At 72.0% G+C, this 12,977-nt stretch carries 12 protein-coding genes; 10 read left to right on the forward strand and 2 right to left on the reverse strand.

Features of this window, described 5'->3' with window-relative positions; genetic code table 11:
- The first annotated feature begins 581 nt into the window (after positions 1 to 581).
- From ABD954_RS33300 to ABD954_RS33330, 7 genes are all read left to right on the forward strand, one after another.
- The gene (locus ABD954_RS33300; protein WP_345491802.1) at positions 582 to 1,526 is read left to right on the forward strand and encodes a LysR family transcriptional regulator; all 945 of its coding nucleotides are present in this window, start codon (positions 582 to 584) and stop codon (positions 1,524 to 1,526) included.
- Positions 1,527 to 1,617: 91 nt separating this feature from the next.
- Positions 1,618 to 2,148: an allene oxide cyclase barrel-like domain-containing protein gene (locus ABD954_RS33305; protein ID WP_345491803.1), complete on the forward strand. Its 531-nt coding sequence runs from the start codon at positions 1,618 to 1,620 to the stop codon at positions 2,146 to 2,148.
- A gap of 1,044 nt (positions 2,149 to 3,192) precedes the next feature.
- Positions 3,193 to 3,300: a keywimysin-related RiPP gene (locus ABD954_RS33310; protein ID WP_165995458.1), complete on the forward strand. Its 108-nt coding sequence runs from the start codon at positions 3,193 to 3,195 to the stop codon at positions 3,298 to 3,300.
- 189 nt (positions 3,301 to 3,489) lie between these two features.
- A complete protein-coding gene (locus ABD954_RS33315; protein WP_345491808.1) occupies positions 3,490 to 5,319 on the forward strand; it encodes an asparagine synthase-related protein in 1,830 nt (609 codons plus the stop codon).
- Positions 5,316 to 5,573: a lasso peptide biosynthesis PqqD family chaperone gene (locus ABD954_RS33320; RefSeq protein WP_345491810.1), complete on the forward strand. Its 258-nt coding sequence runs from the start codon at positions 5,316 to 5,318 to the stop codon at positions 5,571 to 5,573. Before ABD954_RS33315 ends, ABD954_RS33320 begins: the two co-directional genes overlap by 4 nt.
- A 208-nt stretch (positions 5,574 to 5,781) precedes the next feature.
- Positions 5,782 to 6,198, forward strand: a complete 417-nt coding sequence (locus tag ABD954_RS33325; protein WP_345491812.1) for a lasso peptide biosynthesis B2 protein — start codon at positions 5,782 to 5,784, stop codon at positions 6,196 to 6,198.
- A gap of 6 nt (positions 6,199 to 6,204) precedes the next feature.
- Positions 6,205 to 8,103, forward strand: a complete 1,899-nt coding sequence (locus tag ABD954_RS33330) for an ABC transporter ATP-binding protein (RefSeq protein WP_425584099.1) — start codon at positions 6,205 to 6,207, stop codon at positions 8,101 to 8,103.
- Between the two features lie 246 nt (positions 8,104 to 8,349).
- Here the strand turns inward: ABD954_RS33330 and ABD954_RS33335 are convergent, their stop codons facing one another.
- Together ABD954_RS33335 and ABD954_RS33340 are read right to left on the reverse strand one after the other, a co-directional pair.
- Positions 8,350 to 9,252, reverse strand: a complete 903-nt coding sequence (locus tag ABD954_RS33335) for a hypothetical protein (protein WP_345491814.1) — start codon at positions 9,250 to 9,252, stop codon at positions 8,350 to 8,352.
- A gap of 445 nt (positions 9,253 to 9,697) precedes the next feature.
- Positions 9,698 to 10,279, reverse strand: a complete 582-nt coding sequence (locus ABD954_RS33340; RefSeq protein ID WP_345492639.1) for a TetR/AcrR family transcriptional regulator — start codon at positions 10,277 to 10,279, stop codon at positions 9,698 to 9,700.
- Positions 10,280 to 10,379: 100 nt separating this feature from the next.
- Between ABD954_RS33340 and ABD954_RS33345 the strand changes: the two genes are divergently transcribed.
- The 3 genes from ABD954_RS33345 (at position 10,380) to ABD954_RS33355 (ending at position 12,927) form a co-directional block, all read left to right on the forward strand.
- Positions 10,380 to 10,829, forward strand: coding sequence for a VOC family protein (locus tag ABD954_RS33345; protein ID WP_345491816.1), 450 nt, complete (start codon positions 10,380 to 10,382; stop codon positions 10,827 to 10,829).
- A 504-nt stretch (positions 10,830 to 11,333) separates the two neighbouring features.
- Positions 11,334 to 11,660 carry a cupin domain-containing protein gene (locus ABD954_RS33350; protein ID WP_345491818.1) on the forward strand — a complete coding sequence of 109 codons (327 nt, stop codon included), beginning with the start codon at positions 11,334 to 11,336 and terminating at the stop codon, positions 11,658 to 11,660.
- Between the two features lie 616 nt (positions 11,661 to 12,276).
- The gene (locus ABD954_RS33355; protein ID WP_345491820.1) at positions 12,277 to 12,927 is read left to right on the forward strand and encodes a histidine phosphatase family protein; all 651 of its coding nucleotides are present in this window, start codon (positions 12,277 to 12,279) and stop codon (positions 12,925 to 12,927) included.
- Positions 12,928 to 12,977: the final 50 nt, after the last annotated feature.

The raw sequence follows: 12,977 nt of genomic DNA on the forward strand, positions 1-12,977 counted from the left end.
CGGCCCGGTCTTCCGGCATGCGGGCCGGGCCCGGAAAGGATTGACTGACCGGTGGGAGGAGACGTGACGAGCGTCAGGCCGGACCCGGCCCGGCGCTGTTTCCGCGCGGTGTCGCATTTCCTTGAAGGCACGCCGCCGCTGTTGCGGTCTGGGCAGCACAGATCCCCATGTGAACGTTCCCCCCGTGGCGAGCCGCACCCGGTGGTCGTGCGGGCGCAGGCTCCTTGGCGCAGTACAGGTCGGAGGTTAGACGCACCCGCCGCCTGTCTGTCAATGCATGCGCCGGAACACCTCTGCCGGCCCGGCGCGCGGCCTTCCCGATAACGCCACAACCTGCCACGCAGTCCCCGAACGGGGCGCTCAAGGCACGTGCGGCAGTCGCGGCCGCCGGTCGCGAGCCGCCGGCTGAACGCACCGACCGCTCGCGCGCACGGTTGGGGGCGCCTTCGTGGCGTGACCGGAACTGCCGCGAACCATGTCCATGTTCTTCTGCCGTCGTCGCCGGGGATCTGTGGCCCGTCAGTTAATGTCTCCAGGGGGAACATCGCCGCGCGGTCATGCCCTGACGGCAGGGGGGAGTCATGGATCTGAACATGCTGCGGCAGTTCCTCGTCGTGGCGCGACTGGAGCATCTCAGCCGCGCCGCCGAGGAACTCCGCATCGCCCAGCCGTCGTTGAGCCGCACCATCGCCCGTCTGGAGAGCGAGCTCGGGACGCCGCTGTTCGACCGTGGCGGTCGGCTGCGACTGAACGACGCCGGGCGGCTGTTCCGCGGGCATGTCGAGCGTTCCCTCGGGGAGCTCGACGCCGGGCGGCGGGCCGTCGCCGGGGCGGCGGACCAGGGCTTCGGCACCGTGCGGCTGGCGTCGGAGACCTTCCTCACCCTCACCGGCCTGCTCGCCGCGTACAAGCGCGTGCATCCGGCCGCCGAGGTGGAACTCCACCAGATGGCGGCCGAGGACATGGCCAGCCGCCTGCGGGCCCAGGACGTCGACCTCTGTGTGGCCTCGCAGCCGGTGCCGGCCGAGGGCCTGGAGGCGGTTCAGCTGAACGACGAGGCGGTGTGGGTGGTCACCCCGCTCGACCACCCGTTGGCGGACCGCGCCTCGGTGCGCGTCGAAGAGCTGGCCGACCAGTCCTTCGTCACCGCGAGCAAAGGGCACTGGCAGCGGCGGCTGCTCGACCGGCTGTTCGCCGCGCGGGGGCTCACCCCGAAGGTCGTCTGTGAGAGCGACGAGTTGAGTGCCGTCGCCGACCTGATCAGCGCCGGACTGGGGATCGGCCTCGTACCGGAGATCGCCAGGCGCACCGCCGCCCGCCTCCCCTGCGTCTGGATCGCCGTCGACGACCCCGACTGCCGCCGCACGCTCACCCTGTACTGGGGCAGGGACAGCCATCTGTCGCCCGCCGCGCGGCTGATGCGCGAGGCGATCACCGGCTGGGACTTCGGCGCCGGCGCGCCGGGAGCGCGAGCTCTTCGAGAGCCGCCCACTCGTCCGGCCGGCGCCATGCCCGCGGAAGCATGACGCCATAGCGGAATTGATCTTGGACTCGGCCGGTGTGTCGCCCCTAGCGTCGACGGTGTCCGAACGGCCCGTCACATGGGGAGGACCAGCCATGGTCACCGAAGGAAACCCGCGTCGCAAAGCCCCCGCCCGCCGCACCGCACTCACCCGGATCGCCGCCGTGTCGCTGGCCACCGCCTCGCTGGGCGTCCTCGCCGCCACCGGCGTCGAGGCCGTCGGCGCCGAGGCCGGCTCCCCGGCCCGGGCGAAGGTCGAGATCGTCGAGGCGCACCTCCGCACCGACCAGTGGCACGTCATCGACGCCGCCCCGAACGGGGTGAGCCTGGGCGACCAGGACGTCTACTCCGGCACCGCGTTCAAGGACGGCCGGGAGATCGGCAGCGGCGGCGGCTCCTGCCAGGTGATCCACGTGGACGGCGACGACGTCACCACGCAGTGCGTGCTCACCATGGAGCTCGAGCGCGGCTCCGTGACCCTGCAGGCGCTGTGGACGAAGGGACCGGAGCCGGTCGACATGGCCGTCACCGGCGGAACCGGCGCATACCGCAACGCCCGCGGCAGCGCCCGCTTCTGGGACATCAGCCTGCCGACCGAACGCATGCGGGCCGAGATCCTGCTCTGATCCCTCGCAACCGGCACGGAGTCGAAGGGGTCGGCGTCGTCATCACAGCGCGGTCCGAGGGGCAGGGCCGCGCCGCTCTCGACCGGCATGCCCGCCCGGTGTGGAGCTGCCGATGCATGACGCCGGCGCATCCGATCCCGGCGAGACCGCGCACGGGTGCGCCGGCGCCACGTTCCCTCTGAGCGAGGCAATGGAGCGGCGTGCCGCTGCCGTGCATTCCGGGAGCGAGGCGACCGACGGCGGGCCCACCCTGACCTGTGCCTCACCGGCGCCGCGCACCTGCCGGACGCCCCCGTCCGCACGTCACAGGCCACCCTGGGCGGCCCCGACCCAGAGCCCAGCCCGCCTCCCGGCCTCCGATCGCCCGCCGCCCACCCACCCCCACGGCCGCGACCCCGCCCGGTCGGCACGGCCCGCCTGCATCACCGCGCCCCAGCCGGATCACGGCGAGCTCCCGCATCACCGCGCCCCAGCCGGATCACGGCGAGCTCCCGCATCACCGCGCCCCAGCCGGATCACGGCGAACTCAGGCACCATAATTTCCTCCCTCGTCCCGCCTCGAAGATCGATTACGGCGCAGCCGTCGACCAAGGATTCCTCGCGCTTTTCCGTGAGCCGGACGCACGCAAGTGCGCATTCCAGGACGGCAGTCGACGCGATGGCCGGATGGAATTCGTCCGGACGCGAACCGTCAAGCCATCACTGCACGTCAATCCGCAGAAGAGGGCTGGAAACCGTGCCGCTGCAGTCCGCCGCACGTGTCTCGAAACACCCGCGCACACCGAAAACGGCATCGCTCATACCCCGGACGCGCGGGACTATGAACGACCGCTCGGGCCATTTCCGCACAAGCGCAGGTGGAGCACACGCGCAATTTTGCGGAAGGGCTTTGCCGAATGGCTTGTGAGTGCCGTTGCCGGAGGAAATGCACGCACCTAGCTTTGTGCACTGCGTCGGCGCGCCCCGCTCGACAGGGCGCAGGGGCGCCGGCACCTGCACGAGAACGGAACCAGTCCTGTTCATCCCACGACGAAAGGTATGACGATGGCCTACGAGCGTCCCACTCTCACCAAGGTCGGCGACTTCCAGAAGGTCACCGGACTGGCCGGCCAGGGCAGCCCCGACCTGCTGGGCGGCCACAGCCTGCTCTGATCCGGCACGCCCCTCGGCCCCGGGCGATCCGAACTCCGACGGTACGTCCCGGGGCACGTCGGGACCGCTGCGCGGGCGGCGTATGCGCCGCCCGCGCTCGTCCCCCGTACCGCTGCTGAGACCGCATCGACCAAGAGAGGCCTGTGCATGGCGACGGGTACGTCACTACCCACGGGGGCGAGTTGGTTCGTGGTCCTTCCCGACACCGACGCCGTCGCGGCCCTGGCCGCACCGGTGCGCGCGCGTGCCGCACAGCAGATCAAGCACGCCTCGGGCCGGCCCTGGCTGCTGGGCTGCTGGCCGCAGGACAGCGCCACGACGGCGGTCTGCGGACGGACCCGGTTGTGCGTGCTGGGACAGCACGCGGTGACCGAGCGGGAGGCGGCTCGCGCCGCCGGCGCCGAATCCCCCGGGGCGGCCGAGCGACTCGCCCGCACCTGGCCCGGCAGTCACCATCTGCTCGCCAGCTTCGACGGCGACGTCCTGGCCCTCGGCACCGTCACCGGCGTGCGCAGCCTCTTCGTGGCGCAGGCCCCCGGCGCGGACGGCGCGTGTGTCGCCGCCGACCGCGCCGACGTCCTGGCCGACCTGGTCGACGCGCAGCTGGACGAGGGACGGCTGGCCGTACAGCTCCTCAGCCCCGGCATCCTGCACCCCCTGACGGCACAGACGGTGTGGCGCGGCGTCGACGTGGTGCCCGGCGACCACCGCCTGACGCTCGACCGCGACGGGCACGCCCGTACGAGTCGGCACTGGTCGCCGCCGCCGGCCGAGCTGTCGCTCGCCGAAGGCGCCCGGCTGGTCCGCGACCGGCTGGCCGATGCGGTCGCCGTACGCGTCGCGGGCGCCGGACCGGTCACCGCCGACCTCGGGGGGGTCGACTCCACCGCGGTGGTCTGCACCGCGGTCCGCCAGGGAACGAAGATCGTCGCCTACACGGCCGCCGTCCACGACGTCCTCGGCGACGACGTCACCTACGCACGGCGCACGGCGGAGGCGCTCGACCCGCTGGAACACCACGTGCTGCCGGCGACCGCCGTCCCCCTGACCTTCGACGGCGTGCACGAACTCGCCGACCCGCTCGACACCCCGTCGTTGTACTCCGTCAACCGCCACCGGCGCATGTACATCATCGAGCGGGCAGCAGAGCGAGGCTCCGCGCTGCACCTGAGCGGGATGGGCGGCGACGAACTCTTCAGCGGCGCCAGCGCCCACGTGCACGGCCTGCTGCGCCGGCATCCCCGTACGGGCTGGCGGCACACCCGAGGCTTCGTCACGAGGCACCGGTGGTCCCGCCGGACGGCATGGCGCCAGTTGCTCGACGGCCGCTCCTACGGGGCCTGGCTGGACCAGGTGGCCCGCGACCTCACGCTGCCCCAACCACCGATGTCGGTGCCCCTCTTCACATGGGGAACCCCGCCACGGCTGCCCCCCTGGGCCACCGGCCGGGCCGTCGAGGCCGCGCGGGACCTCATCCGGACGCAGGCCCCGCAGGCGGAGCCGCTCGGCAACGGACACGGCGTGCACCGCGAGCTGGCCACCATGCGCACCCTCGCCCGCTTCGCACGGCACGTACAGCAGATGTCCGAGCCCCTGGGCATCACCTTCGCCTCCCCTTACTACGACGACCTGCTGGTCGAGGCGGCGCTCGCCGTCCGGCCCCAGGAGCGTGTGACCCCCTGGCGGTACAAGCCACTGATCGAGGAGGCCATGCGCGGCGTCGTCCCCGAAGCCAGCCGCCGACGCACCACCAAGGCCCACGCGGCCTTCGAGGAGGAGACCGGGCTGCGCAGGCACCGCTCCTCGCTGCTCGCCCTGTTCAACGACGCCCGTCTGCACGGCCTGGGCCTCATCGACGCCGAGGCGGTGCGTGCGTGGTGCCGCCGGCCACTCGCCGCCGACCTGGAGAGCGCACTGCTGCACGCCACCGTCGGCTGCGAGGTCTGGCTGCGTTCCCGGGAGAACTCCGCCGGCCGAAGGGGCCGGCCCCGAACCGACACAGGAGGCATCTCCGCATGACGATGACCCTGCGCCCCGGCGTGGTGACGGCCGACACCGAATACGGGATGGCCCTGCTCGACCAGAACAGCGGCGAGTACTACACCCTGAACCCCACTGCCGCCGTCATCGTGCGCGCCCTGCTCGACGGCACCACCACCGACCAGGCGGTGAGCGCGCTCACCGGCCAGTACGACGTGAGCGCCGAGCAGGTCGAGGAGGACATCGCCCGCATCCTGCAGGAGCTGCGCGACGCCCGCCTGCTGGCCGGGTGAGTCCTGACGCGCCCCCGGCACTCGCCGCGTCGCCGTCAGGCACGGCTCGTCGTTCTGGTGGGTGCTGCGGGGGCCAGGTATCTGCCGGCACTCGCTTCGTCGCCGGCAGGCGCCGCCCGCCGTTCCGGTGAGTGCCGCCCGGCCGGTTTCCGCCCGCGTCCGCCATCGTGGCCGGCCCGCATCCGTCTCGTGTCCGAAGGGGAGAGCAGTGTCCACATCGCAGGTCGTCCCGTACGACCCCCGGTCGGTTCCGCTCGGCCGGCGGCTGGTGACCCGGCTGGTCGTCGTCTGCGCCCATGTCCTCGCACGCCGGTCCCCGGCCGGTATCCGCGACGTACTGCGGCGGCTGCGCAAGGGCGCCCGGCCGGCGACGCTCGCCGAGGCCGCCCGTGCCCGCGAGACGGTCCTGGCCGTCAGTCTCGCCGCCGGAGGGCAACAGGGCTGTCTCGCCCGGTCACTGGCCACCGTGCTGCTGTGCCGCCTGCGCGGCCAGTGGCCGACCTGGTGCGTCGGCGTGCGGACCCAGCCCCCGTTCGCCGCGCACGCCTGGGTGGAGGCCGAAGGGGTCCTCGTCGGCGAAGGAGCCCCGGCCGACTACTTCCAGCGGTTCTTCACGGTGGACTGAGCCCAGGTGGCCCCCACCCCGCCCTTCGCGGAGCCTCCCCTGCGACCGCCCGCGCCCGGACCGACGGACCGCCACACCGCGTCGCCGTCGGCCGGCGAGGAGCCCGTACCGCCGAAGCCCGCGCCGAGCGGCTCCCCGGCCGCAGGGGGCACACCCCCCGGGACAGCCGCCCCCGACGCGCGGGCGCGACCGTGGCTCGTCCTGGCGCACCTGCACCCGCACCGCCCCGGGATCCTCCTGGGCACCGCGCTGTCGCTGGCGGGAAGCCTGCTGGCTCTCGCCCAGCCGATGGTGGCCAAGCAGATGGTGGACGCCCTCGACCGCGGGAGCCCCGCGACCGGCGCACTGGTCCTGCTCAGCGCCCTCGTCATCGCCGGCGCCGCGACCGCCGCACTGGGCCAGTACGTGCTGGAGCACACCGCCGAATCGGTCGCCTGCACGGCGCGCCGACGCCTGTCGGAGCACATCCTGCGCCTGCGCCTGCCCGAGCTCGACCGCACCGAGCCGGGTGAGCTGATCTCCCGGGTGACGTCCGACACCACGGTGCTGCGCCAGGTCGCCACCCGCTCGATCGCCTCGGCGGGCAGCGGCCTGCTGGTCGTGGTGGCGGCGCTGGTCCTCATGGCGCTGCTGGACCCGGTGCTCCTGAGCATCACCCTGGTCACCATCGCGCTGATCGGCGCGACCGTCGCCGCCGCCGTCCCGCACATCGCGCGGGCCGCCCGCCAGGCCCAGGAGGCGGTCGGCCGCATGGGCTCCCTGCTCGAACGCACCCTCGGTGCGCTGCGCACCGTCAAGGCGTCCGGTGCCGAAGGCCGGGAGACGGCCGGTCTGCACCGAGCGGCCGAGGACGCCCGCCTGGCCGGCACCCGGGCCGCCCGGTGGCAGGCCCTGTCGGCCACCACCTCCACCGTCGCCGTACAACTGTCCTTCCTCGTCGTCCTGGGCGTGGGCGGAGCGCGCGTGGCGACGGGAGCCATCACCGTGTCGACCCTCGTCGCCTTCCTCCTCTACGTCTTCGCCCTCGCCCCCCGCGTGGGGCAACTCGTCGAAGCCGTCGGTTTGCTGCAGGCGGGATCTGCCGCCGCCGCCCGTATCGACGAGGTCCACTCCATGGACACCGAACCCGCCGGTCCGCCTGAGGACCCGGCGCCCCTGCCGGAGTTCCGCCGGCCGGTCGGCGTCACCTTCCAGGGTGTGCGCTTCGCCTACGACCCCGAAGCCCCGCCCGTGCACGAGGACATGACGTTCACCGTGCCACCGAGGACCACCACCGCCCTGGTCGGCCCGTCCGGAGCAGGCAAGACCACCGTCTTCTCCCTGCTCGAACGCTTCTGCCGACCGGACCGTGGCCGCATCCTCCTCGACGGCGAGGACATCACACGTCTCCCGCTGCCCCGACTGCGCGCCCTGATCGGCTACGTCGAGCAGGACTCACCGATCCTGTCCGGCACCCTGCGGGACAACCTCCTTCTCAGCGCCCCCGATGCCGACGCGGCACAGGTGCGCGACGTCTTGCGTCGCACCCGCCTGGACTCCCTGGTGGCGCGCCTGCCCCAAGGACTCGACACACCCATCGGTCACCGCGGCAGCACACTGTCCGGCGGCGAACGGCAGAGAGTGGCCGTCGCCCGCGCCCTCCTGCGCCGCCCGGGACTCCTGCTCCTGGACGAGGCCACCTCCCAGCTCGACGCCGCCAACGAAGCCGCCCTGCACGAGACCCTCGCGGACATCAGCCGCACCACCACGATTCTGGTCATCGCCCACCGGCTGTCGACGGTGACCACGGCCGACCAGATCCTGCTGCTGGAATCCGGGCGCGTACGGGCTGCCGGCACGCACGCGCAGCTGCTGGCGACCGACGGCCTCTACCGTCGCCTCGCGGCCGCTCAACACCTCGCTTGAGAGCGCGGCGTGGCAGGCCGCAACCCGCAGGCGGCTGCGGGCAGGGGACGGGGCGAACAGCCTCCGGGAGCCGGCGGCCTGCGCGTCATCGGCATCGACGACGGCAAGAAGGACCACGCCCACGCCCCGGCGCCCTTCGAGCCCGCCCCGGCCGGGACGGGGAATGGATCCGCTCGGTCCTCGCCAGTCGTCCTGGTCTCATGAGGCGGCGCGGTATCGGTTTCGCAGCGAGGACGGCCGGCCTCCTCACGCGCATGCGTGGGGTGGCTTGGCTGTCTCTTCGGGGTCTTCGGCTTCAGTGGGAATCGTCCAGCGCAGCAGGGTGGTGGTGCCGGCCTGTTCCAGGGTGACGGGGTAGACCTGGTCCCAGGCACGTTCACCGTGGTGTCGCATGGAGTGGTCGCCGGGGTCCCAGCCCAGGTGCATGATCTGGGACCTCTCGAGCTCGATCTGTCCGGTAAGCAGGGGGTGGCTCTCACCGGCCCGTTCGAGCAGGTGGAAGTGGGTGTGCGCATCTACGGAGATCACCAGGCCGGTGCGGGGCCCTTTGGCCAGCCAGTCCCGGAGCTGGTCCGCGAGTGCGAGGGCCTCGTGGAGGGGAAGATCGAGCCGCCCGTAGGGGCCGCGGCGCCCGCCGACCTGGGACATCGAGTCGCCGCCGAAACAGGCGTGGGCATCGTCCTCGTACTTTCCCCAGTAGGTGACATCGGCGAGCCCGTCGATCGACTCGCCGGACAGCCCGACGAACGAATCCAGGGCGAGGGCGTCCCCGAGGACCATGCCGCACCGATCCACCGGCAGGTCACCGAGAAGGACCGGCTCTCCGTCCGGACCGCCCGGCCAGGGCAGATGGAGATCGACCTCCAGGACAGTGACGACCGGTCCATCGTACGAATCCCACGTCATGGCACGGACCTGCAACGGCCGGTCGGCCGCAGCCGGCACCGCGACCGCCTCGCAGAACCACTCCTGGCTCGGGCCGTCCGCAGGCTCGTGGAGATGGCCGCCGCCCTGCTTGACCGCAGCCTTTGCACGGACGGACAGAGGGTCTCCATGCTCGGGCCACTGGTCGATCCAGCCGGCCATACCCAGGACCAGCACGCCGGACGGTGTCGTGACGACTCCCAGGTCGACAAAGGTCTCGCTCATCTGCTTATCCAACCAGGCTCGGTCGACCTCCGGTGCTACAGCGCCCCCCCCGCAAGCCGGTGAAGCCCAGTGTGGACCTGCACATCCAGAAGAGCGGCAGGCGCCGGCCGAAGGTCCGTTCGGTCGGCATGACCGAGGAGGGCGGCGCGGTCTGGGCGGAGGCGAAGAAGAGCACGGGCAAGCCGAAGCGGGCGAAAGTCAACAGGATCGCGATCGGCGGCACTGCGCACCCCGGCGCCGGGTCCCGGCACAAGACCGCCGGCCGGTATGTCCGGCAGCAAGAAGGTCCGCAGCTGCGCGGCGGGGAAGAACACCCGCCTCCTGACCTGCACGGCCTGGCACTCGAACGAACTCGCGCCCCGGGCCGCCCACCGCATGGGCAGCCGTTGGCCACCCGCTCACCTCCCGCTTCTCGTCCCGCCCGGTTCTGCTCGGCGGGGACGTGTCAGTCCTGGGTGCGCAGCCCCGCCAGGAGCCGGTCGAGTGCCTGCTCACCGGCCTGTGGGTCCCCGCCCCGTGCGATCCAGAGCGCGGCCTCGTTCATCGCTCCGGAGAGCAACCGGGCGAGGGGCTCCACGGGCTGATCGGTGATGATCCCGGCTGCGGCGAGCGCCGTCAGGGCTTCCGTGAGGTGCCGGGCGGAGGAATTGTCGTCCATGGCCCGCCACTCGTCCCAGCCCAGGACGGTTGGCGCGTCGACCAGCAGGATCTGCCGCACCGCCGGGTCGGTTCCCGCGGCGAGGAAGGCCCGGCAGCCGGCCCGGAGCTGCTCCCAGAGGTCCTCGTGCCGCTCGGCCGCGGTCGCGACGCGCTCGCCCAGTTCGTGCTGCACCTGGCAGACGACGGCCCGGAAGAGTCCGGCTTTGCTGTCGAAGTGGTGGTAGGCGGCGCCCTTGGTGACCCCGGCGGCCCGCGCCACCTCGGCCAGTACCACGTGGTGGTACCCGTCGGCGGCGAACCGCCGTCGGCCTTCGGCCAGCAGGGCATTTCGCGTGACCGCCCGCTGTTCCGCCCGGCTGACCGGCATCGAGTGCACCGCCCTTTCCGTCTTTTCGCGTACCGAAGGTATGCTAGCGCCTCCATTCGCATACTCGAGGTATGTGAAATGTGCTGGGGAGGACCCTGTCATGACGAACGAACCGACCATGCCCACCACGACCAGGCTCGGCGGGTTCTACCCGGTGCTCGCCACCCGGGACGTGGCGGCCTCCCGCGACTTCTACACCCGCCACCTCGGCTTCGAGGTGACCTTCGAGGCTGACTGGTATGTCAGCCTGCGCCGCCCCGACGCCCCGCAGTACGAGCTGGCCCTTCTCGATCACACCCACCCGACCGTCCCCGAAGGCCACCGGGCGGCTCTGCAGGGCGGCTTGCTGCTGAACTTCGAGGTGGACGACGTCGACTCCGAGCACCAGCGGCTCGTCGTCGAGGCCGGCCTGTCCGAGCTACTGCCCCTGCGTACGGAGGAGTTCGGCCAGCGCCACTTCATCCTCGCCGCCCCAGACGGTGTGCTGATCGACGTCATCACCGTCGTCCCGCCCAGCGAGGAGTACGCCGCCCAGTACTCCAGCGCCTGATGACCCGGGCCGCCCCGGGGGCCCGAGCGACTCGCGGCCCCCGGAGCTTCCCGGTGAGGCGGCAGGGCGACGACTTCACCGTGCTGACCACGGCGACGGCTTCCTTGTCCGGGCCCGTTCCTCCGGGTGAACTTGTCGATGTTCGGCACTCCTTGAGCCGCTCGTGCTGGTCTTGGAACCGGCTGATGATGCCGAAGACTTTCCATGGATCGCCGGTGGTGTGGCCTCGTCGGCGTGAGGGGCGGTCGCTTCGATCGGCGCGCGAATGACGGCTCCGTCAGTCCTGCGGCGTACACGGTTGGTCACTGAGCGCAAGATTCGGCTACTATGGGTGACGGGGCGTCGTGTCTGCGTGGTGCTGACTTCGCCTCCTCCCGCCCCTTCGCCCCCCTGCCCAGGGATGCGCCGCTGGCGCAGATTCCGGCATGCGGATCGACGCGAGGGCTGAACCCCGGACCGGCGCCCCGCGCCGTGCCCGCCCACTGAAACGGAAAGGCCTGCCTCATGCTCACAGGATTCGACGTCACCCGCGCCGACCAGGCGTCACGGCGACGGGTGAAGGACGGCATCGCGGTCACGATGCTGCGGGAAGGTCCCCAGGACGAGCTGTCGGCGATGATCATCGACTTCGAGCCCGGCGCGGTCTTCGGTGAGGAGCTCCACGCGACGCCGGAGATCCTCTTCGTCCTGGAGGGGGAGTTCCATGACGGTGAGCAGGTCCATCCGGCGGGGACGCTGATCACCGCGCGGTCGGGCAGCGTGCACTGGCCGCAGTCCGAGACCGGCTGCCGAGTCCTTGTGCTCTACCCCGACGGGGCGGCGAGCGAGTAGTCGCCCGCGCCGACCCCCGTAGCCGGCTCCGCGTCCTCCAGCATCCGCTTCGGGCCTCATCCGCAGCAGCACGGAGCCGGGAGGGGCGGTGCCTTCGCCCCTTCAGGACGGCGGCACGCGGCGTGGGATCTGGCAGATGGTCAGGCGAGGGCTTCATGCCGGCGCCGGACCGGGATGCCGTGCGACACGCCGGCTTCGGCGACACGGGCGTCGTGCGGACTCCCGAGATCGCCGTGCCGGATTCCGATCCAAGGGGCGTCCGGGCGGCCCGGCCTGCTCCCGCGCCTGCGCCGGTAGCCAGCAGACGCCGGAACACGACGGGCCGCGACGTCAGACCTGCTCGCCGCTGAGGAGACCGTGCTCGACGCGGCGAGGAAGACAGGCGTCGAACCCAGGCTTCGCCCGGGCTTCGGGTGTCGCACGACCCCTTCCCCTACCGGCAGGACGGCAGCGTCTTCCAGAACCGGGAAGAGAAGCGCCCGGCGAGCAGTCCGGCCACTACCGCGAGTTCGCGGTGACCAAGCCCGGCTCCGCGGTGTGACCGTACTTCGCGCTACGGTGGCCCGGCTCCGTGCCGGGCCAGGCGGCGTCAACTGAAGCGGAAGGGCACCCTCGTATGCGCACCGTCTACGTCGTCACTCATTCGCAGGCCACACATCACGTCGAAGACGTCGTCGGCGGATGGCACGATTCGCAACTGACGCCGACAGGCATCCGGGCGGCAGCCGCCATCGCCCGGGCTCTGCGGGACCGGATCCCGCAGGACGCCGGGGTGGAACTGTACGCGTCGGACCTGCGGCGCACCCGGCAGACGGCCGAGGCGGTCGCCGAACTGTTCGGCGTCGATCCGGTCCTGGACTCCCGGCTGCGGGAGAAGTCCTACGGAGTGGCCGGCGGCAGGCCACAGCAGTGGCTGGACCAGCGGTTCGTGGCCCCGCCCGCTGTCGGGGAGCGAATGGAGCACGACGAGGGCGTGCAGGGCGCCGAGACGAAAGCAGCGTGGGCGCGGCGCGTGTACGCGGCCATGGACGACATCCTCAAGCGCCCGTGCGCCCACCAGATCATCGTCACGCACGGCGGCTCCCTGACGTTCGTCGTCACCGCCTGGATCAGGATGCCGCTCGAGACGGTCGGCTACGCCAGCTTCCGGGCGCCATCGGGCAGCATCACCACGCTGCACGAGGACGACTTCTTCCACAACCGGCAGGTCATGAGCCTCGGGGACGCTCGCCACCTCGATCCCACGCCGCTCCGCCGACCGACCTGACAGAACGGTGGGCTGAGGCCGCGGGAGCGCCCGGCGACGTCGGAGGTGGT

Source organism: Streptomyces roseoviridis (assembly GCF_039535235.1).
Taxonomy (GTDB): domain Bacteria; phylum Actinomycetota; class Actinomycetes; order Streptomycetales; family Streptomycetaceae; genus Streptomyces; species Streptomyces roseoviridis.